Consider the following 24,295-nt stretch of genomic DNA (forward strand, 5'->3'; position numbering starts at 1 on the left):
AAATTTTTACTCGTTGATAAACTCTTCAATGAGAGGATCTTCTGGTGCGAGGATATACTTATTGAGATCTAATGGGTTAAAGATAAACTTTGGAACTCTGACTCTGTAGAAGATACCTCTTTCGTGAGTATGAGTTGCGAGAACATTTGTCTTTGAAACAACCTTAGAGTGGGCCTCTCCGGCTTCATAAGGGACAAAGAGATCATAGTGCTCTTGCTTGTCTAGAAAGTGGTTAATGATACTTGCCTTGAGGTTTACCATATCTTCTTCGTTATAAGTAGAAACCAAGAAGCTATCAGGGTTTGTTCTGAGAATGATTTTCTGACCGAGTGGATCTGGATGTAGATCTTTCTTGTTAAAAACGATCATTTGTTCTTTGTTCTCTACACCAAGCTCTGAGAGTACTTGTTGTGTTACCTCAAGGTGTTTCTTATAATTTGGATCAGAAATATCACAAACAATTATGAGTAGATCTGCTTCAATTGCCGATTCTAGCGTCGTTTTAAATCCATCAATGAGGGTATTGGGTAAGTTTGAGATAAACCCAACTGTATCAATGAGAATCATTGGTGGCTTGGTATCGGGGTTAAGCATTCTGTAAGTTGAGTCAAGAGTTGCGAAGAGCTTATTCTCTTCTAGTACTTCAACTCCACATAGACGGTTCATCACCGATGATTTTCCAGCGTTGGTATATCCTACCAGTGCAGCGGTTACGGCCTTATTCTGCCTTTTCTTCTTCTGTTGTTCTCTCGATTTTCTAACTTCATCAAGTTCCTTTTTAAAGAACTCAATTCTCTCTCTCACTATCCTTCTATCTAGTTCGATCTGTTGCTCACCTTCACCACCGCGAACACCGATACCACCCTTTTGTCTTGAAAGGTGTGTCCAGAATCCAGAGAGTCTAGGGAGGAGGTATTGAAGTCTAGAGATTTCAATTTGAATTTTCGCCTCTTTCGTTCTTGCGTGTTGAGAGAAGATCTCAAGAATTACGTGGCATCTATCAACGACAGAGAGACCTGTTAGGTTTTTAATATTTCTAATTTGAGAAGAAGTTAGTTCACAGTCAAAAACTAATAGGGAAGAACCCTCTTCCTTGGCCTGATCGGCAATCTCTTTAATTTTCCCAGAACCTAGAATCGTGGCTGGGTCTACAGACTTTCTATTTTGTACATATTGCTCACCATTTTCAATCCCAAGTGTATTTAGGAGTTCACGTAGCTCCATGAGAGAGCGCATTGTATCCTTCTCGGTACTGTGCTCTGCGAACTTTGGGCAAACGAGAGATACGAGGGAAGCTCTCGCATCTTTTGAAATATGAAATTCATTATCTAGCATATATAATCTTTACTACTTGGTTATCTATTAATCTTGTTTCTCCAACTTTGAGCGCGCCAAGTATTACAGCTTCATTAGTTGTCGGAGATATACTTTGTAAATTATTACTATCTAATACTTCGAGATAATCCCAACGCTCGTCGCGCAGAGTTTCTTCAAGTATTGAATTTATAGAAATTTGAGAATCAATAAAAGAGCTCTCTTGGAGAAGTTCTCTTATAGTACTTATTTTCTTAGAGAGCTCTAAAGCTTCAGTTCTTTGTGAGTCACTTAAGTATTGATTACGACTCGATTTCGCTAGACCTGATTCATCTCTAATAATTGGCATTGTTTGAATTTGAAGTGGAAGTTCAAGATCCCTAACCATTTTCTTTATAATTAATTGTTGTTGAAAATCTTTTTGACCAAAGTAGGCAATACTTGGTTTTGTAATATTGAATAATTGATAAACAACTGTTGTCACACCATCGAAGTGACCAGGTCTAGAAGAGCCACAAAGCTTCTCTGTTAGTCCTGAAATTGAAATCGTCGTTGAGAAACCATTAGGATAAATTTCAGAGGCAGATTCAGGGGCCAGTACGAGTATATCTTTCTCTATTGAAAGTGAGTCGATACTTTGTAAGTCCTGCTCTAGAGTTCTGGGGTATTTGTCGAAGTCTTCATTAGGTCCAAATTGAAGTGGATTAACAAAGATCGTTACAATTGTAACTTCGTTATACTTTGAAGATTCTTCAATAAGGCTTAAGTGTCCTGAGTGGAGGTTTCCCATTGTTGGAACAAGGCCAATACTAGTTTGACCCAAGCTTCTTCTATATTCTTTGAATTCATCTATCTTTCTAAATAGCTTAATCATAATATTTCCTGAGCGATCATTGTTGAGAGCTCTTTCTTTGTTAATTCTCCGTTAAAGAAAATTTGGCCGTCCTTCATTAGGCTATACTTTGCTTGATCGACACCAAATCCAAGAGGTGTATTTGTCTTTTGAGTCAGTCCACTTGAGACATGGGTACCGACTAAGAGATCTACTTTCTTTCGGTTCCATTTTTCAAGTAGTATTTCTTCACTTAGATTAGTCTCAGCAGCGAAGCCGATAACCTTTAGCTTAGGGTTTCTAGACTCTAAGATATTCTTTAAAACATCGGGCGCTGTATTGATCTCAAGCGAGTTGGAGAGTTGATTCTTCTTTAATTTCGACTCACCTTGAATGAATTCGATATCTGAAATGGCCGCGGCCGAAATATAGGCATCAGCATCTATTGTTGATTCAAGAGCACTCTTAAGCATATCTCTCGTAGAAACGACTCGTTCTAAACTAAAGCGTGGGTGAGCACTTAATCTATCTAAGTTTCCCGTAGCATTTTTGCCGGCAATGACTTTCACATAGTGGCCAGACTTAAGTAATTCTTTTGCAATTTCAAAACCTGTCTTACCACTAGAGGCGTTTGTAAGATATCTCACTGGATCGACACTCGAAATGGTGGCACCAGTTGTAATAACAATCTTCTTTTTATTGTCGTTAAAGTCGAGCGTTTCAATTAGCTCATGAATGTCTTCTATATCAGAGAGCTTTCCCTCTCCCACATCACCACAGGCCAATTCACCTTCCTTTGTCGTTGCAACGAAAACTTGAGGAAGTGATTTTATTTTTTCAACCAATTCAAAATTTTCTTTCACGAAGGGGTGATTGAGCATATTTGTGTTCATAGCAGGAAAGAGTAGAATTTGCTTATTCTGCTCAATCGCCAAAAAAATAGAACTTAAAAGATCGTTGGCGCCACCGCGAGAGAGTGTGGATAAAGTATTTGCTGAAAGGGGAGCGATAACTAATTTATCTGCCCACTTCGCTAGTTCTATATGGAGCACATTGGAGCTTCTAGGAGTTTTATCTGGATAGTTGAAATCATCGCCAGCGTAAAATACTTCACTGACACCCAGGTACTTGTAGACATTTGGAACGACAAATTCTTGCGCACCTCTAGTGAGAACAACTTTAACCTCGTGTCCAGCCTTAACAAGTGACCTTGCTAAATCCAATGTCTTGTATGCAGCAATTGAGCCGCAAACACCTAATAATACTCTCATATTTCTCCTGTAAGCGTTTATAGACCTAGTGGGTTAAATTGGATAGACGCCCGGTGTTGCTTTTACGTGATTTTAGAGTGTTAGACTTTCCCATTATGGTTTTTTCTTAGCTGAATGTTATAATACTTTTCAAAATAGGAGTTTTTATGAATTTTGGAAAATTTACTGTCGTAAGTGATAGGAACGTACAGGCGCTAGAAGAGACACATGAGGAAATGATTTTTAATCTCGATCATATTGTTTCTGTAAAGCCAATTAAGATTCCCATGGCCGACCAAGTTGTAGATGGTTTTTGGATTCGAACAACTAACGGGAAGAAGTATAGAGCAATCTCTGCTCCAGATGTCATTAAAGATTTACTTCATAATTAATGATTATTTCAGAAGTATTCTTAGGACTTGTTCCTATAACTTTCTTTATAACGGCTCTTCTGCTCATTTTAAGTGATCTTTTCTATAGAAGATATGGAAAGCTCATCAAGGGAAGAGTCATCGCAATAGAAAAATATATTTCTAGAAGTGGTAGTAGAAACCAAACTAGACAGTTGATGTACCGAGATCTAATTGAATTTAGCCAAGGGTCAGATACATATAAATTTGTAACTCACGGATCAAGTTATATGTCTGGAAAGCTAAATCAGAATGTTGATATTTTTATTTTAAATAACGATCCTAATTTTATTAGAACGAAGAGAGTGTCGCATCTATTGATTGGACTGGCTTTTCTACTTGCTAGTGGACTTTCATTCTACTTTGCTGTTTGGAAAAGTTTTCAATTGATAAATTTCTACTATTCGATACTTCTATCAATTCTTCTTCCCACACTTTTTTACTTCTTCTTAAAAAAGAAGTCTAAAGGACAATTTCAATTAAGTGACTTATTCAAAACCAAGTTCTTATCAGATGAAGAAATAGGGAAGAGAGATCTTCTACAAAGTATTAAACAACTTGAGGGAGAAAACTCGAAGAATGCAAAAGTCGGTCTACTTGTTACTCTCGTTTTTTTTATTTTTTACTTTTGTATTTTTAGCTTCAGCTATAAGCAATTGAGTGGCGAGGAAGTGCTCTTACTAAAAGGTGCTATTTATAATTTTGAAAACTTCGAGCTTTTATTAAAGTCTCCTAATCAGGGGCCGGTTATAGGTGTACTATTTTGTCTTTTTTCGGCCCCTCTCTTTCTACATAGCTTTCTATATTCGCTAAAGAAGCTTTAGTAGACCTTTGCTTTTGCCTGAATGAATGAATAGTAAAAGACTGCATTTGGATCACTCGCAACCTGTCTCATTTCCTTTTTCATTCCTTCTACAACTTCCTCAGTAACTCTTTCTGCTTTTATTAACTGATCGGCAGCAGAGAGAAGAAGCTCATGCCAAAAATCGATATATTCTTTTCTCTGCTTTGGTCTTCTATTATCTAAGTGCCATGTCACAGTATCAATATGTATATCTTTAAAACCTTGTTGAAGTAATAAGTTTCCAAGCTTTGCTCCAACAAATGGGTCACCTTTCATATCGTATTGATAATCATTGAATGCCATCCAATACTTCCATACGTTTGGTGAGTATGGATCGAGTAGAAATGAAGAGTTGAGAACTTCTGTAATATAGACAGGTGAGCCTGGACGTAACACTCTTCTTACTTCACTCAGCACTTTAGCTGGGTTTGGAATATGCTCAAGTACCCAGCATAGAAAACCACCATCAAATGATTCTCCTTCAAACTCCATATCTGTTGCATCCATCTCTTTATAGTCATATCGACCTTCAAAACTTCCAATTGATTGTAGGTAGTTCTTAGCTGTCTCAAGTTGTTTATCTGAGCGATCAATTCCTGTGACGTGAAGGTCTGGAAATCTTCTTAAAAGAATTTCAGTCTGCGCGCCAACACCACTTCCAACTTCTAGGATATTTCTTTGCTCTGAAAAGTTAATTTCCTTATAGACTGTATACTCTGCAAATTTGGCCTGCTTTGCTAGTCTTTGTTGTTCAGTATTGCTGAAACCATGTAAGTAAGGAAAGTCTGTTTTCTCATTCATAGTAAATCCTAGATGTTATTATTCTTTAGATATAAGTATATTTCATATAAAGAAAAGTGGATGAGGTTTTTTTCAAAAATAACATTACCTTTAAAAAGATCTTCTAAGGCCTTAGAAAATAGTGATCCATGGCCACCACTTAAATATATTTGTTCTATAGGGTGTGAAGAGAGAATTTTCTCTAACCAAGAAAGCTGAGAAATTTTCATGGCATTTTCAATTGCAGCGTTTGTAGAGTGAGGAATATCAAAATCAATAGTGAAGTTATCTGCACTAGCTAAACTTGGAAGTTTATCCCCTCTAGAGTAGGAGTTTAAAAATGTTTGAACTCCTGGAAATATATATCCGCCTTTCATTCCACTTTCATCAATAAAGTCTACAGTTGTAAATGTACCCGCATCTATTAATAGGCTAAGTCCGGGATGGGCTTTTTTAAAAATATAATAGGCTTGATGAAGTCTATCTTCACCTAGAGTCATTTCATAATCTACTGGCATATCCAGGAAGGACTCTTCTTTTCTGTAAGGTCTAAGATCGATATAGCTAATGGATTGTAGATTTTTAGACGGGCCGACACTTGAAGCAATAGCATCAATCTGTTGATCAAATTGAAATTGCGCTAATGGCGTGACACTCTTTAGTTCACCCTTTTCAAAGAGTCCAACATGAGGGTGGCTATTGCCATTATCAATGGACTGAAGGTTGTACATTAGCTTTTGCGACCTCTTGATTTTTATTTAAGTAATTTGTAATAAGATCTTTTTTCAAATCAAATAAATTAGCAATGGGTGTACAAAACTTTGGCGGCGTGTGCGGCCCTTCTTTTAAAAGGTCGTTTATAACTAGGACTTGTCCGTCTGTTTTATTGCCAGCACCAATTCCTATCGTTGGGATTGAGAGCTTTTCTGTAATTGCTGTTGCGATTTCACTTTTTACACATTCAAGTACAACTGCGAATACGCCTGCCTTCTCTAGATTAATGGCCTGCTCAAGTAGTTTCTTGGCCGAGGCATCATCCTTACCGTGAACATAGTATCCACCTAATTCATGAACAGATTGAGGTGTTAATCCAATGTGTCCCATAACTGGAATACCAATTTGAGTGAGTCTTTCTATTAGCTCTAATTGATAAGGAAAGGCCCCTTCTAGTTTTATTGATTCTACATTTGAATATTGAAAGAGTTTAGTTGCACTCTCAATTCCTTGCTCAAGAGTTGAGTAGCTTCCAAATGGTAAGTCTGCGACAATAAATTTATTAGGAGCACCTCTTTTAACTGCCGCTGAGAAGATTTTCATTTCCTCTAAACTCACTGGGACTGTAGTCTCATAACCAAGCATGACGTTGCCAAGACTGTCTCCAACCAAGAGCATATCAATACCTGTCTGTTCCAACATCTGTGCTGTTTGAAAGTCATAGCAAGTTAGCATTTGCAAAGAATGCTTCTCCCTTTGAAGTTTATGACTTTTAATTTTAAGAGTTGTGAGTTTTTTCAAATGAAACCTACTTGTTAATGAGCTGAGATGATAACTCTCTGTGAGTCTGGGTCAGCTCTTCATTTGCCCATCTACTTAATACACTAGAACGTAATGTATTGAAATCAAGACCTTGGCACTCTGTAAAAAAGTCCTTATTCCAGATGTCTTGGGCCAGTTTCTCAATTTTATGATGATAGCTCTCATCAAAGAGAACTTTCTGGGCCTTTTCTCCGCCCAGTAAGGCGTTGGGGCTAATTAATTGGAAAAACTCCTCTGGCCCCATCTTCACCATAGCATCAGCTATGAGCTTGACCTCTAGCCAACATTCTAAGTATGCGATTTCACGGGAAACGCCTCGCTTTCTCAATTCGTTATAAGCGTGAAGCGCACCATATGGGAGAAGTGAACATAGTAAGGTCTGTTCACTAAAGAGATCTGCGTTGGTTTCTTCAAGAAATGTTGTTGGGTACGGTCCTGCCGTAATTCCAATATCCTTAGCAAGAGAGAAGATAAGCTCCTTGGCCTGATTTTGATTTTCCTCTATATTTTCTACGCTAAAGGCAGCCCCTAACTTGCCTGCTGATTCATATTGAAACCTAAGCTCACTAGCAATTGCCTTAGGGGCCAAGAGTAGGTGATTGAATTTTGGAAACTTTTCTTTGAAGTTATTTGCGCTATAGCTATAACCATGAGCATAGACAAGATTTGCTCCCGCACTCAATTGTTGATCGAGAAGTTCGAGAGTCTCATGGTGAGTATGATCTGGTGTAAGTAAAATAAAAGTATTTGCTTTTTCCGCAGAGAGCTGTGAGAGCAGAGTTGTTTCAAATCCCATCTTCTGAGCAAGTGCAATCGAGGGAGAGTTTTCTCTCAGCGCTATTTTCAATTCTCGTTTAGAATCTCTAAAGTTTAGGGCCCAAGCTTTTGCTTGTGAGCCAAATCCAATGATGATGACTTCATTCATTTGCAACTTTCCTTTGTGTAGCCAAATAGTTATCATTGGAAAGTCGTATAATCAATGAAGGTCTAGCTTGTGAGCGCTAATATATTCTATAATCATCAAATATTTACTCCCGAAAATTGGGATAAATTGGGTCTCAATAGAGGACTATTTTTTGGGGAGTCTCCCTTTACGACAATACGACTCTCAGGTGGAAGTTTCCTTGGGTTAAATCATCACTTAAGAAGGCTTGCTCGCTCTATCTACTTTCTTTGGAATAGTGATTTTAAAGAATTCGAAAAACAAATCTTAGATGGATTAAAGTCCCTTCATGAAAATGAAGGTGAGTTTTATTTTAGAATCACTTTTGTAAAAAACTTAAATAATGAAGTGGACTTCTTTATCTATAAATTACCTTTTATTGATAATGAGGGAGAGTTACATTTAGAAGTCTCTAATACGATTAAAGGTAAAGGGGAGCTCCCAAATTACTTAAAGATCGGCAACTATACAGAACACTCATGTGAACTTAGAAAAAGAGGTTGTTCAGAGTTAATTTACTTTAATTATGAAGGTGAGTTGCTAGAGTGCGGAACGAATAATATATTTTTAATTAAAGACCAGACAATATTAACACCATCACTTGTACCGGGTGTTTTAGATGGAATTTGTCGCAGCTTCTTATTAGACTTTCTAAGAAGTAGAAACTTCATAGTGAGAGAAACAAAGTTGTTAAGAGATGATCTAGAGACGTGTGATGAAGTATGGTTAACTAACGCACTAAGGGGTGTTCGTGCTGCTCACTTATTGGGTACACGCAAGTTAGAGCGGAAGTTCTTCAAAGAAATCGATGAAGAGTTTATTACTTTTGTGAGAAATTATGACCAAGCGTAAGTTAGAGGTGAAGTGCCCTCACTGTAAAAAGAAGTTTAATTATTATGAAGGGGAGTTTAGACCTTTTTGTAGTGAACGTTGCAAAATGATCGATATGGGACATTGGTTGAATGAAGGTTATACTGTCCCTGTGAAAGGAAATTTAGATGCTGAACTCGATTTCGATGAATTTGAAATTGACGAAAGTGATCAAGGCTTTGGAAACTTCTACGATGATAAAGAACAATAAGAAAAATATAAATGATGCTCTCCTCTTCTCACTGGATCTCGCAAAGAGTGCAGGAAAGATTCTTCTAAAATATCAAACGAAACTTAGCTCTCTAGAGATTACGAGTAAGCAAGCTCAAGGGGTTGCTTCAACAGCAGATCTCGCATCAGAAAAATTTATTATAAAAGAAATTTCTAAGCGCTTTCCAGAGCATGATATTTTGGCCGAAGAGAGTGCCTATGTTCAATTTGGTGATGCTAAAGAAGCGTATCAAGTCTTCAAAGAGCGAGAGTGGACATGGGTTATTGACCCGCTTGATGGAACAAATAATTTTTTAAATGGTCTAGACTACTACGCCATTTGTATCTCTCTATTACACATGGGCAAGCCGGTTCTTGGAGTTGTCTACAGACCTTCAAATGGTGACTGTTATTATGCAACTTCGTATGCTGAAAGTCGTTTTATCAACTATCAAAAATCTCAAAAATCAAAGAAGCTCTATTCAAATGTAAATCGTAAAAAACTTAAAGAAGCAATGTTGAGTACTGGATTTGTTACAGAAAAAGGGAAGTGCTTTAATACAGAGTTTGACCAATTTGTTCAGATAATGAAGAAGTCACGTGGAATAAGAAGAATGGGCAGCGCCGCTCTGGATTTATGTCTTGTGGCCAGTGGAGTCTTCGATGGATTCTGGGAAAGTGGTCTCGCTCCTTGGGATATGGCCGCAGCCGGGCTTATATGTGAGCAAAGTGGGGTAAAAGTGACAGACTTTCAAGGTCGGGCATTCCAACCATTTACTGCTTCTATTTTAGCGGCGAGAAGCCCTTTTTATAAAGAGTTAAAGGCACAATTCCCTCGTTAAGAATTAATGTTCACCTGTTGACAAAAATTCGCATCACTCTATAATTTTAAATAGATATAACTTTAAATATTCCAAGGATGGAAGTGTGACTGAGACAATGAAAAGGTTTGTAAGAGAAGTTGCTCAATTCAATGATGAGACTCTTATTATAACTCTGTCTATTTTAGTTTTAATTTTAGTAATTTTAATAGGGTACTGGCACTATAATAAGAGAAAATTTCATCAATTATCTCATCAAATTCCTGCTAGTGTTTTAAAGAACTATCTCGATTCAATTATTCAAAACTCAACATCTCTCAAGTCATCTCTATTTAGAGGTGGTGGCCTAGATATTGGGGATGGAATTCCTTCTGTTGTTCCTGTGAGAGACCTTCCTGCAGGTAATGTTTCAGTTAGTGGTGATAGCTCAGAAGAGTTAAATCAAAAGATTGCTGAGATTGCTTCATTAACACAGAGACTTGCTGATAAAGACAGACAAATTACAGAGCTTGATAATAAGCTAAGAGATATGCAAGCTGCTTCACTAAACGCTGGTTCAGGGGACTCGTCAGAAGAAATTAAAATCCTTCAAGATGAAATTGAATCTCTAAGAGCTCAACTTGCAGCTGCTGGAACTGCGAGTAGTGGTGGTGCAGATACAGAGGGTCTTGGTGCAGAGTTAGCAGCAGTAACTAAAGAAAGAGACGAGCTTAAAGAACGTCTTATGGAATACGAAATTATTGAAGAAGATCTTGCGAATCTAAAAAGATTACAGCAAGAAAATGATCAACTTAAGAAGAAGATTGCAGACCTCCAAGCTGATGCTCCTACTCAAGAGGAAGCAGCTCCAGAGCCTGCAGCTGAGCCTGAACCTGAACCGGAAGTTGCAGTGGAAGAGCCAGTGGCGGAGGAGATTCCTGCTGAAGTGGCAGAGTCAGAAGATGACTTGGAAGCACAGATGGCCGCAGCAATTTCAGAGTCAACGCCAAGTGCGGAAGAAGCACCTGTTGATGATGTGCCAGTTAACGATGGTGAACAAAAGTCTGCAGAAGAATTATTATCAGAATTTGAAAAAATGTTAGGTTAATTAAAAGGAAGTAGAAAATGAAAAGATTTTTATTAATTGCCCTCTTATCATCTTCTCTTTCTATTCACGCTAGCGTAGATGCTAAAGCGACTGATAAAGTTATTACAGAGTCACTTCTAAAGAAGTTCTCAAAGAAATCAGATAAGAAGGATCTTGTTGCATTAAAAAAAGAAGTTCTTTCCCACAGTGGAAAATCTGTTCCTGCACTTATTCAAGTAATGAAGAGTGGTCAATACCCTGAGAAGAATAGATGGGTTGCAACTTTTATGCTTGGAAAAGTGATGGGGAAGAAGTCAGCACCTTTTATATCAAAATTCTTAAAGCATCCTAGCTGGGTGATGAGAATGGCATCTTTAAAAACCCTTCTTGCACTTAAAGGGAGTGAGTATAAAAGAGACTTTAGTGAAGCCCTTAAAGATAAGTCGTTCATTGTTCGCTCACAGGCTCTAGATAATATCTCTAAGCTCAACCTTACTTCAGAAGCTCCATTCGTTTGGCAAATGCTTTATGATAAGAGAAATTACTATTCACCTAAGGGAAATAATAAGAAAACTGCAAACCTCAAGAGAACTAATCTTATTAAAAAGGCGATTCTCACAGTTGGTGAGCTTAAATTTCAAAAGGCTAAAGCGCCACTTCTTTCAATGATTCAAAAAGATAAGTACAAAGATATTTTTAACGAAATGAATACTTCTCTTGAGAAAATTACTGGTAAGAAATCTCCTAAAGGAGATAAGCAAGTTAAGACTATTTTTTGGAAGAAAATTGCAATTGCTAATAAAACAATCTAGCTAGAAGGCCTCTTCTAGCTCTTTCGATCTCTGCTCTTCAATCTTTTTAAGCTTATTATCAATTGATATGACTCGCTCGATTCTGTAGAGTAGTGACTTTTCTAAAATTCCATCAGATGTCACAACTTTCCAGCCCTGAAGAAAATCTTGCTCAATCATCTGTCTTTTAAAGACAGTAACCTTAGCAACTTCTCTTGAGCCACTAAATCCTTTTACAACGTTTACGATGAGTTTGAATTTTGCGGCCTTTACAGAGTCTCTACTACCGAAGGAGTCTGCAAAGTTTAGCTGTAGGGTATTATCTATCCATCTGGTCTTAATTACGCCTGCTTCTTGATTTTGAAGGGCCAAATCGTACTTTTGCATAATCTGCAGAACAGCTTGCCAAGTTTGATTATAAGTGGATTTAAATAATTTAGATGGAATCTCAAACTCTTCAGCTATTTCTTGGAATTGTTGATAACTAGAACAACTATTCAAACTAAGCATTAGAGAGAGCAAAAGGAGAGAACTTCCTTTTTTTATTAATTTTTTTGTAAGAATAAGATAATAAAATTGTTTTAACATTGTTATAATTTTAACTCAGATAATTTGTTCACCCAAGAAAATATTGAGAAAGTTATGAGTAAAATCGAAATTTTAAGAGATGTTTTAAATTTAGAGGCCAAATCAATTGAAATAGCTGCGAGTAAGCTTAAAAGTGCTGAAGTAGAATTGATGGAAGAAGTCTTTAATAAATTAATTCTATCTGGTGGAGACATTGTCTTTTGTGGAGTTGGTAAGTCAGGTTTAATCGGAGCTAAACTTGCTTCTACATTTACATCACTAGGACTTAGATCATTTCTTCTTCATCCAACAGAAGCTCTTCACGGAGATCTTGGGCGAGTTCGAGAGAGCGATGTTATCGTCTTTCTATCAAAATCGGGGACAACCGAAGAAATTTTGAAAATACTTCCATTTCTAAAGGTAAAGAAAGAGAACCGTATAGGTCTACTAGGGGCTGTCGATTCACCAATTGGAAAAGAGTGCGCCGTAGTTTTTGATTGTAGTGTAGAGAAAGAAGCCTGTATTAATAATCAGGCACCAACTACAAGTTCAACTGTTTCTCTCGCCATGGGTGATGCTCTGGCTGTTTTATTTGAGCATATTGTAAATTTATCTAAAGAAGGTTTTGCTGAAAATCATCCAGGTGGATTCTTAGGAAAGAGTCTAAGAATGAAGGTTCAAGACCTGATGTCACACAAAAAAGATTGTGCTGTGGTTGATTCAAAGGCCACACTTAAAGATGTCATTCTTGAGATGACTCAAAGGCCACTCGGAGCTTGTGCTGTAATCGATAATAATAAGTTTGTAGGACTAATTGTCGAAGGTGATATAAGACGTTGCCTCTCTACTGGAGATGGAAACCTTCAAGTAAGTGTAACAAATATATTAAATGCAAAGCCAAGTACGGTCTCTAGGGCGACGTTAGCATTTGATGCTCTTGGTTTAATGGAAAATAGAGAGAGACCATTGAATGTTGTTCCCGTGGTAGAGGGAAGTGAATTCTATGGTCTTATTAGATTGCACGACCTACTAAAAGCAGGTCTTAGTCGCAAGTCTTAGTTACGTGTAAACTTTCTAATTGAAAGAGAGATAATCATTAGGATCATAAAGAGAACAAGAGTGGGGAATAAGCCAAATTCTTGGTAGATAGTTCTCTCTCTTGTATTTGTCTTTAATTCAATATCTTGAACAACCTCTTCAAAGAGCTCACTCCTTGGAGTTTCACTACCATCTTGATAGATTACAGAAGTAATACCAGTATTAGTCATTCGCACTATTGGAATATTAAATTCTAGTGCTCGCCACTTTGCTAGAAAGAGGTGCTGCTCTGGCTCTGCAGTTCTTCCATACCAGCTATCATTAGTTAGATTCACTAGAAAGTCTGGCTGCTGATCAAGAGTATTGAGATTATCTTTGATAAAGTTTGAGAACAAAATCTCATAGCAAATAGCCGCACTAAATGGAGTTCCCTTTGATGTCTTAAAGAGTGTGTAGTGATCTCCACTAGCAAAGAAGGAGATATTTTGAATATAGCCCGCGAGAAATTCATTGAAAGGTCCAAATGGAAGTCCTTCTCCGAATGGAATTAACTTCATTTTATGAAATTTATTTTTTAACTTTCCATCCCTGCTGAAATGAAATGCAGCATTGTATTCAGTTTGAAAGTCGTTTTCATTTTCAGTAGCTGACTTATCATACCCACCAGTGAAAACCTCTGCATTCATCTTTTTAGCCACTTCTTTAATGAGTGGAGGTGTAAAACGTGGATCGACTTCCATCTTAAATGATTGAAGTAGTCTAGGGTAGGCGGTCTCAGGCCAAAAAATAAGATCAATATTCTTATCAGTCTCTTTTGTACTTAATCTAAAATATCTCTCATAGACTTCGTTAAAGGCAAATGGTTTACCACTTTCTGAATTCACTTTGACAAAATTTCCAATATTCGCCTGAACTAATCTTATAGTGTGAGTTGTAGAGCCCTCATCTTGTGTTCTTTGAAGAGGAAGTGCCAAATTTACAATTAGAAAGATAATAAAGGCAACTGGAGCAAAGTAATGAGTAACCCAATGCTTAAGTCTGTGGGCAATCATTAGGGCCAACCAAAAGCTCATAAACGAGTAAACAGGAGCACCAAAAATTGGAGCTAATCCAAGGTTGGGAGCTAGGTTTAGCCAGGCATGCCCTATGTGGGCAGGGAATTGTTGTGGAGTAAATCTCTCAATAAGCGTTAGTACAAGAGCGTATATTAAGTGCCTACTCGTAACTGATGAAACGAGAAAGCTCGATTTAATGGAGAGTCTCTTATAGAGTCTGTGTCCAATAACAAAAATGATGAGGTGTGGACAAATGATTAATGAGAAGAAGACACCAAGTAGCCAATTGATGGGGAAAGGAATATCACCAAAGACTTTTAATGTCTCAGGAATCCAATAATAACCAAGAGTATTGTAGCCAATAGAGAAGAAGAGAACACTTATTAGTTCTTGCCATACACTTTTCTCTTCCATCTCTTGCTGAGTAAAAGCTAGAGAGTAAAGAAGGCAAGTCATCCCTAAAATAGTACCTAGAGGAAAGCTTGGTGCGAAGGTCATTGGAAATGAAGTCGCGTATAGAAGTCCACCAAATAGAGGAATCATTGTGGTGGCTATCCATTTATTGTTAAATGGTGTTGTCATAGTATTCTCTTTCTAAAAATTTATTAAATAATACTTAGGAAACTAGAAATTGCCAATTTTGAGATTTTAATAGTACAATTTTATTATGGATTTAAATATAGACCCAAGGAAGGGTAATTCAAATTTTCTACATACACGAGTAAATGAGATCAAGCGCTGTCAAAAGTGTAACTCCGTTTTTTTAGATAATGGAGAGTGTGAATCGTGTGGACTGCAAGTTGATTTTGATTTTCTAGGGGACCCTCTCGGAGAGAAGAGTTTCTACAGTATTCGAGAAAATTATTGGGAGAGCCTAGGGCCTATTACTAAATTACATGAAGATCTAGAGCACTTTGATTCGCCCAACTTCAATAGATATAAGAGAAAGCTTCTAATGCGCTATAATGTTCTCTTAGATTACTTCTATAATAGAGCTAATTTTAGAGTAGAGGATCGAAACCTCTACCTCCAAGAGTTTACTGACTTGATTATGGAGTTAATTAAGTACGGTGTGAATGAAGATGAGTTGTGGAAGAATGTAGATGAAAATTCTGAGCTTCAAAGCTTATATCTAAAAATTAACGATTCAATAAAGTATGCCAAGGAAGCAAAAGAAAAATCGCCTTCTTTGATATTAAGTATTTTAGATTTTAGAGTATTTGGATTGGTGAGGGTTGGAGTGATAGCGACTACGTTCTTGGGGGGACTTGGGGTCGTTGCTGCTGCGCTATCTCTTTACCGATATATGCTTTTTAATTATTAGTTTGCTCTTCTTAAAAAGATTTTACCTTTTTCTTTCTTCTCATTAAACTTTTGAGCGACTTCTCTTTTTACTTTAGAGTCTTTCGCAATATTTGTTGGCTCGCTTGACTCTCTTGTAAATTCTGCGGCCAGTGTATGGGCCTTAGAAGCATCCAGTCTTCCACCTGAGCTACACTTTTCGCTTAGAGTGATTTCCTGCTTCGCCGATTTCTTAATAATCATCTTTAATTCTTCAGCAGATAGTTGCGGGTAGTGAGACTTAATTAAAGCTGTTACACCTGAAACAAATGCTGTCGCCTGACTTGTTCCTGTTAAATAACCTGAACGGCTATGAGGAAGGGCAGACTTTATTCTGTAACCTGGAGCAGAAATATCTACTGTTTTCTTTCCAAAGTTAGATGAGCTTAAAACTTGCTTACTTTGGTTATGAGCTGTAACAGTAATGATATTCTTTAACCCGTAGCTTGCTGGGTAGTAAGCATTATCTTTATTATCGATATTTGATTCTTCATTTCCTGCTGCTGCAACAACAAGGATTCCTTTCTCTTCAGCTTTCTTTAGGATCTCTAATTCTCTTCTATCTGGCTCTGGACCACCACCTGAGTAATTGATGATATCAACACCCTTATTTACGGCATATTCTAGTGCTTCAATTGTTGAGTTTAAATTATCTTGTCCGTTTGCATTTCTATTGTAGTACTTAAGCGTTAGGATTTGTACTTTTGGGAAAACACTCTTGATGATTCCTGCAACGTGAGTTCCGTGTCCGTGATCATCATTTGGCTTATTAAGTGCTGTTCTTCCTTTTGAAAAATCAACTCCATAGTTAAGAAGACTTTCGTGACCTTGAAGAACGTGAATATTATTTTTTAGAAATGGATGTTCTGGGTCAATTCCAGTATCGATAACTGCAACGACAATATCCTTTTTCTTCTTATAGTTTCTCCAAGCTTCAATGAGATTGATTGAAGACGATTTATTATCTGGATCAACTCCCCAGCTTGCATAAGTCGACTTAAGAAGTGTGAGGTCTAAAGAGTCAGCATCTCTTACAACTGCTTCACTAGGCTTGAAGTACTTCTTCTTTGTTACTTTCTTAAGCATCTCAGGACTAAGGCTAGATTTTCTCGCCTTACCTGCGTCAGCATAAGAAGTTGCTGTCCCTAGGCTTAGAGTTAGGCCCAGAGTAAGAAGAACATTTGTAATTTTCGGTCTAAATGTTTGTGACATTAGATGAATCTCCATCGCAATAATAATCAATCTTTTTTGAAATGTCTCGATTGAGTACATTTCTGTAATCCCTTTTTATATAAGCAATCTTTAGGCCAAATAAAGCTCAGTATATCCAGTGGGTTAGAGGGGGTTTTAGGTGTGTAAATTGTCTAAGCTTATGAATAGTGTTTAAAAGTTAGTCACTTTGTCGAAGATGGCCGTCAAAAAGTTAGTGAGTCATTTTGGTGACAAAAGATCAGAGCGAAGTGGCCCTGGTCTCCTGACGGGTGCCCTAAGTTGTTGAACTCATGAGGTAAAAACTGGCATCTAGATTGCTTTAAATTAAGTAGTGATCACGGATTGATCACCAGTGAAATAGAGAACAGGGAAGTCCAAATGAAATCAGTTTTATTTTCTTTATCATTCGTATTTATGATTTTAGCTTCGATGGTTTCTTGCCAAAGTCAGCGTACAAGGAGCATCGACTCTCATCAAGAGATTAGAAACGAAGCTATCTTTAGAAATGACTTTAAACTTGAGAGAGAAGTGACAAAGCTAATTGAGAATGCTTCACAAACTAAAGCGATTCAATTTGCTGGTGTAGATTTTAACTAAGCAGATTTAATGCAAATATAGTGGGCGAAACTACCAGCGAGAACAAAGAGATGCCAAATGGCGTGTGTATAGGGAATCTTCTTTAGGGAGTAGAAAATGACTCCTACGGAATAGAGGATTCCTCCTGTCGCTAACCATTTCAAACTCTCGTGACTTAGGGCCTTAAAAACATCTGCCCAGAAGAAGACTACTAACCAACCCATAATGAGGTATGAAAGCGTAGAGATAATTTTATTACTTTTACGGGACTTAAGTTTATAGATCGTTCCAAAGAAGGCAATGATCCAAACTAGAATGGTTACCGTTACTCCAAGTTGTCCGCCAACTTTATTCATCATTATTGGTGTATAAGAACCTGCTATTAAATAATAGATACATATATGATCGAATTTCTTAAAAAGTAGTTTTCGGCTCTCAATTCTTGTTAAGTGATAGAAAGTAGAGGAACAATAAAGTGCAAGCAGAGAAAGTCCGTAGACGAGGTAACTAGCACCTAAGCTTAGAAATGAGAGTATGACATAAATTGAAAGGACAATCCCTAGAAAGTGAGTAAGGGTGTTTGCAATCTCTTCATTATCTGTATAGCCACTGATATTTCTCGAATTCATAATCCATACTATACATGAGATAAGAGCGTAGAGAAGGTGACTTCTAAGGTATTACATTTTTTTTACATAAAAAAAGGAGCTATGAAAGCTCCTTGTTTATGAAGTAAATTTAAGTAGTGAATTATCCAACACGACCGAAACGACCTTGTTCTCTTTCTTGTTCTTCAGCATGAGTTATGCACAAAGTAGTCCAAGGTTGATTTTCAAGTCTCTTCTTACCAATAGGTTCATCACAATCGTCACAGAACCCATAAGTACCGTCTTCAACTCTTTCAAGGGCCTCTTCAATTGCTCTAAGCTTAGAGAGCTCTCTTTGGCGCATATTAAAAGTAACTTGTTGATTTATTACACTTTGAGCTAGGTCTGCTTCGTCAGCCAGGTCATCGCTTGAAATTTGAAGATCTTCTGTAGACTTGAGTAGCCCACCATTAAGAATTTCCTGACGTTTCTTTAGTAGAATTGTCTTAAAGTGTTCGAGATTGACCTTTCCCATACTATTCCTCCTTGAATACTTGGCAACAACAATTTTACATTTGTTGAGCATGGTTGGCCCACACAATATTGTAAACATTGGTTGTGTACAATACAAGCTAAAAATTATGCAGGGAGAAATGGGAATAATTTATCATTAGCAGATCAAAAGTCTCGTGTATTTGAGGAGGTTTTATGAATAAGAAAGAAGCAGCAAAGGCCATTGGACATATTCCTTCAGGGCTCTTTATAGTCGCAGTTTCCGACGGTGGAGTTAAGCAGGGTTACTTGGCAAGTTGGGTGCAGCAGGTGAGTTTTGATCCTCTGTTAATCTCAATTGCTATAAATAAATCTCGTCCGGGATACGAAGCAATTATGTCGGGTAAAACATTTACAGTAAATGTCGTGGGCGAACATGAGATGGGTTACTTAAAACACTTTTGGAGTGGTTATGATCCTGCAGATTCTCCCTTTGATAAAATGGATTGTAATATGTCTGAGGCGGGAGGAGTTGTTCTAAAGGATGCGAAGTCTGTTTTGGAGTGCAGAGTGAAGGACTCTATTAAGCCAGGAGACCATGAAATAATAATTGCAGAGGTTACTGCTAGCTACACCCTAAGTGAAGGGGCACCAATTAAGGTACACACCAGAGCGACAGGTTTAGATTACTAGCAACTCATTGGGGAGACCTATTTCTTATTAAGGTCTCTCCAAGATTTTCCTTTTCTATTCTTAGCATTCTTTTGAAACTCATTAACAGCTCTTCTATGTTGCTTATAAGTTTCAGAGAAAATATGTGTACCATCGTTCTTGCTTACAAAGTAGAGGTACTTGTGAGTGTCAGGGCTGAGTACAGCTTTAATAGATTCCAGTCCTGGATTAGAAATAGGCCCAATAGGAAGAGCAGGTATTTTATAAGTATTATATTCTGTTCTCTCTAGTAGATGTTTCTTTCTAAGGTTGCCATTGTAGTTTTCCCATATTCCATAAATTGTCGTAGGGTCAGACTGTAGTCTCATTCTCTTCTTTAATCTATTGTGAAACACTCCTGCAATTTGAGGTCGCTCAAAACTAGCGCCAGTTTCTTTTTCTACGACAGAGGCCAAAATAATAACTGAGTGTTTAGAGAGTTTTGATTTTGAAAAATCAACCTCAGCCGTTTTATTATTAAACGTATTTACCATTGTCTTAATTACAGTCGCCGCAGGAGTATTCTTCGCAAAGTGGTAAGTCTCTGGGTAGAGGTAGCCTTCAACTCGCGAAGCAGGGATACCTAAAGAAGAAACAAAGTCAGGACTTTTTGATAACTTTATAAAGCTCTCTTTATCGGTAACTTTCTCAGCTGATAAGATATCTGCAATTTGAAAGAGGTTCTTACCTTCAGGAATTGTAACAGAAATCGTCTGCCCTTTACCTGTTGTAAGAATAGTAATGATATCGAGCATATTTGTTCCAGGCTTTATAATATAATTTCCTGCCTTAAAATCACTCAATGAATTATTGATCTTATTGTAGCGGTAAAAGAGTTTTGAACTACTGATAAGTTCTTGCGTCGCTAGGTGATGATTAATCTTAGAGAAACCTTCTCCTGGTTTAATCACAAAAGTCTTTTCGGGACCTTGATATTTCCAAATTGCGATAGAGTAATAAACTTTTAATCCACCAGCAAAGATACCTAGGAGTGGACCCAATACTAAAAATATAAATAAATGTTTCTTTGTCATAATAGTTCCAAGGATAATGGTCAAAGTGATTCTCGACAAGTCTAAAGAATTTAATTCCTCATAAAGTCTTCTAGAATGATAGTGGCCGCGACTTCATCAATTCTCTTTGGGTCTACCTTAAAGTTAAATTGAGGAGAGTTCTTCATTCTCTCTTGTGCGGCATTTGAGCTTAGAGTTTCGTCCTGTTCATAGATCTGAAGATCACTAAATTTTTCTTCTAATAATGTTTTAAATTGTCGCACTTTCTTCGTCATCTCTGACTCATTTCCGTCGAGATAAAAGGGGATACCTAAGACAATAACCTCGAAGAAATCTTCTTCTATAATGAGAGATAGTTCATCGATGAGTTGTTCATCGCTTTGATAAATAATTCTTCCTCTAGCTTGAGGAAATGGTTCCCTGCCTGGGCAGTAGCAGGCAAGTCCTGTGACTTTAAGACCGTAATCAATGGAGAGAATGTTCAAGCCTTTGAATTTGTTGAAGTTCTCATAGGATTCGAATTCATTTTGCATAGTGATTAACTATGTAACTAAGATTTTGCCCCGTGGCAAGCAATATCATCTTGACAATTTTGCGCGCCATCAACGATAATTAAACCACTAACTCAGTTATAAATTCCCTCGAAATTAATATCAAATAAAAGCCTCGGGGCGTGAGAACCACAAATTATAATCCAAAATTATATATTATCAGGAGAAAGGATTAATGCACCTTAATGACCTAAGAGAAAAGGAAATTAAAGAACTCATTAAGATGGGTGAAAAGTTAAAAGTAGAAAATGCGTCGGGGATGAAAACTCACGAATTAATTTTCGCTCTTCTAAAAACATCAGCTAAAAATAAAGAAGATATTTTTGGTTCAGGTGTTCTAGAGATCCTTCCAGATGGTTTTGGTTTCCTAAGATCTCCTGGTTATAACTACCTTCCTGGTGCCGATGATATTTATGTATCTCCAAGTCAAATTAGAAGATTTGGTCTTAGAAAAGGTGACTCATTAGAGGGACAGATAAGACCTCCAAAAGATAATGAAAGATACTTTGCTCTATTAAAAGTTCAAACAATTAATGGTCAAACACCAGAAGCACATAAGAAAACAGTACTCTTTGATAACCTAACTCCACTGTACCCTGATAAGCAGATTAACTTAGAGTCAAAGCCAACTAATTACTCTACAAGAATGATTAATCTATTTGTTCCTCAAGGTTTTGGACAAAGATGTCTAATCGTTGCACCACCTAAGGCCGGTAAGACAATGCTACTTCAGGAAGTGGCCAACTCAATTACTGATAATCATCCAGATGCGAAATTAATTGTTCTTCTAATCGATGAAAGACCGGAAGAAGTAACAGATATGAAGAGAAACGTTCAAGCTGAAGTTGTTTCAAGTACGTTTGATGAGCCTGCAAATAGACACGTTCAAGTTGCTGAAATGGTTTTAGAGAAAGCGAAGCGTTTAACTGAAGCAGGTGATGACGTTGTTATTCTATTAGATTCAATTACTCGTCTTGCTCGTGCATATAACACAGTTGTTCCACCTTCTGGTAAAATCTTATCTGGTGGTGTTGATTCAAATGCACTTCACAGACCAAAGAGATTCTTTGGAGCTGCAAGAAATATTGAAAATGGTGGATCATTAACAATTATTGCAACAGCTCTTGTAGATACTGGTTCAAGAATGGATGAAGTTATCTTTGAAGAATTCAAAGGTACAGGTAACTCAGAAATTCAACTTGATAGAAAACTTTTAGAGAAGAGAATTTTCCCTGCTCTAGATATTAATAAGTCATCAACTCGTAAAGAAGACCTCTTAATGGATCCACTCGATCTACAAAGAACTTATGTTTTAAGAAAGGTTCTTCACCCAATGTCTACGATTGATGCGATGGAGTTTATGCTCCAAAGAGTTACTAAGACTAAGACGAATGCAGAGTTCTTAGAATCAATGAACTCTTAAAGTTAAAGAATAAGTAATTTTGATGCCCTTCCTAAGTGAAGGGCTTATTTATTTGTAGGCTATAAAAATAGGAAAAAAAATATGTCTATGTTTGATAAACTTGATGCCGTAATTGAAAGGTTTGAGACGTTAACAGAAAAGCTAGCTGACCCAACGATCTACGACAGACAAGATGAATTTAAGAAGATTTCTAGTGAGAGATCTAACTTAGAAGAAGTTGTTGTTGCTTATAAAGAATATCGTCAAATGAAAGAAGATATTGATGAAGCAAAAGAAATTTTAAAGAATGAGAAAGATGAAGATATGAAGGAGATGGCAAAAGAAGTCATCGCCGAAAACGAGCCACAAATTCCAGAGATGGAAGAGCGCCTTACAATTCTTCTACTTCCAAAAGACCCTCTCGATGATAAGAACGTGATGATGGAAATTCGTGCCGGAGCTGGTGGGGATGAAGCTTCAATTTTCGTTGGAGATGTCTATAGAATGTACTCAAACTACTTTAGAGATCTAGGTTTCAAAGTAGAGCAGGTTTCGATCTCAGAAGGTGATGAGGGTATTAAAGAAATTATCTTCTCTGTCTCTGGTGAGAAAGTATACTCAAAGCTTAAGTATGAGTCTGGTGTTCACAGAGTTCAACGTGTCCCTAAAACGGAGTCTCAGGGAAGGGTCCATACCTCGACAATTACTGTCGCAGTTATGCCGGAAACTGATGATGTGGAATTTGATCTAGATATGAATGATGTACGTATTGATGTTTACCGCTCTGGTGGAGCCGGTGGGCAGTCGGTAAATACAACTGACTCAGCGGTTAGAGTAACACACATTCCAACAGGAACGGTTGTGGCCAACCAAGATCAGAAGTCTCAGCTTAAAAATAAAGAGAAGGCGCTGAGAATCTTAAAGAATAGAATTTACGATAAAATGCTTCAGGAGAAAAATGCTGCTGAAGCTGCTGAGAGAAAAGGTCTTGTAGGAACGGGTGATAGGTCTGAGCGAATTAGAACTTATAACTTTCCTCAAGGACGACTAACAGATCATCGTATTGGATTAACTCTCTACTCTCTCGATAAGATTATCGAAGGTGATATGACACCTGTTACAGATGCTCTTATTGCTCACAACCAAGCTGAGCTACTTAAGGGTCAAGAAGAGTAATGATTCCAATAAGTCTTGGAACATATTTAGAGAATTTCTTCTCTGATAAAAAAGAGAGATTGTCTGAATTGTATCCAGGTTTAACAATCAATAGATTAAAAGATGAACTCACTCAATATGCGAGACAGAAGAAGATCAATGTAGATGATTTATTTTCTTCTCGCTATATTCCGAGTCATACAAATCCAATTACAAATTACTTTAATAGTTTAGTTAAGGGTTACCCTCTCGAGTATATTCGAGGAAGGGCCCATTTCTATAAATCTGAATTTGATGTTTCAGAAAATGTTTTAATTCCTCGTAGTGAAACTGAAATTCTAGTCGAGACGGCTTCATCTTTTCTTAGGGATTGGATGAAAATGTCAGATGAGAGACTTAGGATTTTAGATATAGGCACGGGGAGTGGGGCAATTATAATTTCTCTCTTGCAAGAGATGCCTCGTCCGCTTGAGGCATTTGCAACAGATATTTCAAAAGATGCTCTAGAGGTTGCTAGAAGAAATTACTTTAACCTTCGCTACACAATTCCTAGGGAGTCATCTCTTCGACTTATTTGTACTGATCGAATGAATGATTTAGATCAAGAGAAGTTTCATCTAATCGTGAGTAATCCTCCCTATATTAAAAAGAGAGAGGACCGAGACTTTGTTCATCATCAAGTAGATAATTATGAGCCGCATTTGGCCCTCTATTTAGAGGATGACTCATATGATGAGTGGTTTAGAACTCTCTTTAAGCAAGTACTGAACTCCCTTTATGAAGAAGGGATATTTATTATGGAAGGTCATGAAGATCATCTTGAAGACCTGTGTGAAGTTTGCAATATGATAGGTTTTTCAACTGTGAAAATCCTCAAGGACTACACCAATAGAAATCGCTTCTTAGTAGCGAAGAAATAGGATTTAAA

The 24,295-nt window shown here is 37.3% G+C and carries 28 protein-coding genes; 14 read left to right on the forward strand and 14 right to left on the reverse strand.

Annotated elements, in window-relative coordinates; genetic code table 11:
- Positions 1-6 precede the first annotated feature (6 nt).
- The 3 genes from hflX to coaBC are packed head-to-tail and all read right to left on the reverse strand — an operon-like array spanning position 7 to position 3,417.
- On the reverse strand, positions 7-1,335 hold the full coding sequence (gene hflX, locus BMS_RS02925; RefSeq protein WP_014243295.1) for a GTPase HflX: 1,329 nt from the start codon (positions 1,333-1,335) through the stop codon (positions 7-9).
- A complete protein-coding gene (panC, locus tag BMS_RS02930) occupies positions 1,325-2,188 on the reverse strand; it encodes a pantoate--beta-alanine ligase (RefSeq protein WP_014243296.1) in 864 nt (287 codons plus the stop codon). Before panC ends, hflX begins: the two co-directional genes overlap by 11 nt.
- Complete coding sequence (gene coaBC, locus BMS_RS02935) at positions 2,185-3,417, reverse strand: bifunctional phosphopantothenoylcysteine decarboxylase/phosphopantothenate--cysteine ligase CoaBC (RefSeq protein WP_014243297.1); 1,233 nt, start codon at positions 3,415-3,417, stop codon at positions 2,185-2,187. The genes panC and coaBC overlap by 4 nt, the downstream gene beginning before the upstream one ends.
- A 146-nt stretch (positions 3,418-3,563) precedes the next feature.
- Here coaBC and BMS_RS02940 point away from each other — a divergent pair, with 146 nt between their 5' ends.
- Both BMS_RS02940 and BMS_RS02945 read left to right on the forward strand, forming a co-directional pair.
- Positions 3,564-3,788: a hypothetical protein gene (locus BMS_RS02940; RefSeq protein ID WP_014243298.1), complete on the forward strand. Its 225-nt coding sequence runs from the start codon at positions 3,564-3,566 to the stop codon at positions 3,786-3,788.
- The gene (locus BMS_RS02945) at positions 3,788-4,630 is read left to right on the forward strand and encodes a hypothetical protein (RefSeq protein ID WP_014243299.1); all 843 of its coding nucleotides are present in this window, start codon (positions 3,788-3,790) and stop codon (positions 4,628-4,630) included. The genes BMS_RS02940 and BMS_RS02945 overlap by 1 nt, the downstream gene beginning before the upstream one ends.
- Here BMS_RS02945 and BMS_RS02950 read toward each other — a convergent pair.
- The 4 genes from BMS_RS02950 to BMS_RS02965 are packed head-to-tail and all read right to left on the reverse strand — an operon-like array spanning position 4,627 to position 7,891.
- The gene (locus BMS_RS02950) at positions 4,627-5,451 is read right to left on the reverse strand and encodes a class I SAM-dependent methyltransferase (protein WP_014243300.1); all 825 of its coding nucleotides are present in this window, start codon (positions 5,449-5,451) and stop codon (positions 4,627-4,629) included. The two genes, BMS_RS02945 and BMS_RS02950, sit on opposite strands and share 4 nt — an antisense overlap.
- An 8-nt stretch (positions 5,452-5,459) precedes the next feature.
- Positions 5,460-6,161 carry a type III pantothenate kinase gene (locus tag BMS_RS02955; RefSeq protein ID WP_014243301.1) on the reverse strand — a complete coding sequence of 234 codons (702 nt, stop codon included), beginning with the start codon at positions 6,159-6,161 and terminating at the stop codon, positions 5,460-5,462.
- The gene (panB, locus tag BMS_RS02960; protein ID WP_014243302.1) at positions 6,139-6,945 is read right to left on the reverse strand and encodes a 3-methyl-2-oxobutanoate hydroxymethyltransferase; all 807 of its coding nucleotides are present in this window, start codon (positions 6,943-6,945) and stop codon (positions 6,139-6,141) included. The genes BMS_RS02955 and panB overlap by 23 nt, the downstream gene beginning before the upstream one ends.
- Before the next feature lie 7 nt (positions 6,946-6,952).
- The gene (locus BMS_RS02965; protein WP_044557226.1) at positions 6,953-7,891 is read right to left on the reverse strand and encodes a ketol-acid reductoisomerase; all 939 of its coding nucleotides are present in this window, start codon (positions 7,889-7,891) and stop codon (positions 6,953-6,955) included.
- A gap of 69 nt (positions 7,892-7,960) precedes the next feature.
- On the opposite strand from BMS_RS02965, the gene BMS_RS02970 reads away from it, so the two are divergent.
- From BMS_RS02970 to BMS_RS02990, 5 genes are all read left to right on the forward strand, one after another.
- Positions 7,961-8,761, forward strand: coding sequence for an aminotransferase class IV (locus BMS_RS02970; RefSeq protein WP_014243304.1), 801 nt, complete (start codon positions 7,961-7,963; stop codon positions 8,759-8,761).
- Positions 8,748-8,990, forward strand: a complete 243-nt coding sequence (locus BMS_RS02975; protein ID WP_014243305.1) for a DNA gyrase inhibitor YacG — start codon at positions 8,748-8,750, stop codon at positions 8,988-8,990. The genes BMS_RS02970 and BMS_RS02975 overlap by 14 nt, the downstream gene beginning before the upstream one ends.
- Positions 8,974-9,831 carry an inositol monophosphatase family protein gene (locus BMS_RS02980; protein ID WP_052590564.1) on the forward strand — a complete coding sequence of 286 codons (858 nt, stop codon included), beginning with the start codon at positions 8,974-8,976 and terminating at the stop codon, positions 9,829-9,831. Before BMS_RS02975 ends, BMS_RS02980 begins: the two co-directional genes overlap by 17 nt.
- 85 nt (positions 9,832-9,916) lie before the next feature.
- Positions 9,917-10,897 (forward strand): hypothetical protein, encoded by a 981-nt coding sequence (locus BMS_RS16655; RefSeq protein WP_014243307.1) that lies wholly within the window; start codon positions 9,917-9,919, stop codon positions 10,895-10,897.
- A gap of 17 nt (positions 10,898-10,914) precedes the next feature.
- Complete coding sequence (locus tag BMS_RS02990; protein WP_014243308.1) at positions 10,915-11,688, forward strand: HEAT repeat domain-containing protein; 774 nt, start codon at positions 10,915-10,917, stop codon at positions 11,686-11,688.
- Here the strand turns inward: BMS_RS02990 and BMS_RS02995 are convergent, their stop codons facing one another.
- Positions 11,689-12,177: a hypothetical protein gene (locus BMS_RS02995; RefSeq protein ID WP_157765636.1), complete on the reverse strand. Its 489-nt coding sequence runs from the start codon at positions 12,175-12,177 to the stop codon at positions 11,689-11,691.
- Positions 12,178-12,309: 132 nt separating this feature from the next.
- Here BMS_RS02995 and BMS_RS03000 point away from each other — a divergent pair, with 132 nt between their 5' ends.
- Positions 12,310-13,293, forward strand: coding sequence for a KpsF/GutQ family sugar-phosphate isomerase (locus BMS_RS03000; RefSeq protein ID WP_044557227.1), 984 nt, complete (start codon positions 12,310-12,312; stop codon positions 13,291-13,293).
- Here BMS_RS03000 and lnt read toward each other — a convergent pair.
- Complete coding sequence (gene lnt, locus BMS_RS03005; RefSeq protein WP_014243311.1) at positions 13,290-14,909, reverse strand: apolipoprotein N-acyltransferase; 1,620 nt, start codon at positions 14,907-14,909, stop codon at positions 13,290-13,292. The genes BMS_RS03000 and lnt overlap by 4 nt on opposite strands.
- A gap of 85 nt (positions 14,910-14,994) precedes the next feature.
- Between lnt and BMS_RS03010 the strand changes: the two genes are divergently transcribed.
- The gene (locus tag BMS_RS03010) at positions 14,995-15,651 is read left to right on the forward strand and encodes a hypothetical protein (protein WP_014243312.1); all 657 of its coding nucleotides are present in this window, start codon (positions 14,995-14,997) and stop codon (positions 15,649-15,651) included.
- On the opposite strand, the gene BMS_RS16660 is transcribed toward BMS_RS03010, so the two are convergent.
- Positions 15,648-16,940 carry a S8 family peptidase gene (locus BMS_RS16660; RefSeq protein WP_014243313.1) on the reverse strand — a complete coding sequence of 431 codons (1,293 nt, stop codon included), beginning with the start codon at positions 16,938-16,940 and terminating at the stop codon, positions 15,648-15,650. The two genes, BMS_RS03010 and BMS_RS16660, sit on opposite strands and share 4 nt — an antisense overlap.
- 318 nt (positions 16,941-17,258) lie before the next feature.
- Between BMS_RS16660 and BMS_RS03020 the strand changes: the two genes are divergently transcribed.
- Positions 17,259-17,477 carry a hypothetical protein gene (locus BMS_RS03020; protein ID WP_044557228.1) on the forward strand — a complete coding sequence of 73 codons (219 nt, stop codon included), beginning with the start codon at positions 17,259-17,261 and terminating at the stop codon, positions 17,475-17,477.
- Here the strand turns inward: BMS_RS03020 and trhA are convergent.
- Together trhA and BMS_RS03030 are read right to left on the reverse strand one after the other, a co-directional pair.
- A complete protein-coding gene (gene trhA / locus BMS_RS03025; protein ID WP_014243315.1) occupies positions 17,474-18,085 on the reverse strand; it encodes a PAQR family membrane homeostasis protein TrhA in 612 nt (203 codons plus the stop codon). The genes BMS_RS03020 and trhA overlap by 4 nt on opposite strands.
- A gap of 121 nt (positions 18,086-18,206) precedes the next feature.
- Positions 18,207-18,578: a TraR/DksA family transcriptional regulator gene (locus BMS_RS03030; protein ID WP_044557229.1), complete on the reverse strand. Its 372-nt coding sequence runs from the start codon at positions 18,576-18,578 to the stop codon at positions 18,207-18,209.
- A 173-nt stretch (positions 18,579-18,751) separates the two neighbouring features.
- Between BMS_RS03030 and BMS_RS03035 the strand changes: the two genes are divergently transcribed.
- On the forward strand, positions 18,752-19,228 hold the full coding sequence (locus BMS_RS03035) for a flavin reductase family protein (RefSeq protein ID WP_044557230.1): 477 nt from the start codon (positions 18,752-18,754) through the stop codon (positions 19,226-19,228).
- 17 nt (positions 19,229-19,245) lie between these two features.
- On the opposite strand, the gene mltG is transcribed toward BMS_RS03035, so the two are convergent.
- Positions 19,246-20,280 (reverse strand): endolytic transglycosylase MltG, encoded by a 1,035-nt coding sequence (gene mltG, locus BMS_RS03040; protein WP_052590565.1) that lies wholly within the window; start codon positions 20,278-20,280, stop codon positions 19,246-19,248.
- Positions 20,281-20,330: 50 nt separating this feature from the next.
- Positions 20,331-20,792: a Holliday junction resolvase RuvX gene (gene ruvX, locus BMS_RS03045; protein ID WP_014243318.1), complete on the reverse strand. Its 462-nt coding sequence runs from the start codon at positions 20,790-20,792 to the stop codon at positions 20,331-20,333.
- 193 nt (positions 20,793-20,985) lie between these two features.
- Here ruvX and rho point away from each other — a divergent pair, with 193 nt between their 5' ends.
- The 3 genes from rho to BMS_RS03060 all read left to right on the forward strand — a co-directional run bounded on the left by rho (position 20,986) and on the right by BMS_RS03060 (position 24,287).
- On the forward strand, positions 20,986-22,233 hold the full coding sequence (gene rho / locus BMS_RS03050; protein ID WP_014243319.1) for a transcription termination factor Rho: 1,248 nt from the start codon (positions 20,986-20,988) through the stop codon (positions 22,231-22,233).
- An 87-nt stretch (positions 22,234-22,320) separates the two neighbouring features.
- Entirely contained in the window at positions 22,321-23,388 is a 1,068-nt protein-coding gene (prfA, locus tag BMS_RS03055; RefSeq protein WP_044557843.1) for a peptide chain release factor 1, read from the forward strand.
- The gene (locus BMS_RS03060) at positions 23,388-24,287 is read left to right on the forward strand and encodes a N5-glutamine methyltransferase family protein (RefSeq protein WP_014243321.1); all 900 of its coding nucleotides are present in this window, start codon (positions 23,388-23,390) and stop codon (positions 24,285-24,287) included. The genes prfA and BMS_RS03060 overlap by 1 nt, the downstream gene beginning before the upstream one ends.
- The last annotated feature ends 8 nt before the right edge of the window (positions 24,288-24,295 follow it).

The organism is Halobacteriovorax marinus SJ (assembly GCF_000210915.2).
GTDB lineage: Bacteria > Bdellovibrionota > Bacteriovoracia > Bacteriovoracales > Bacteriovoracaceae > Halobacteriovorax > Halobacteriovorax marinus.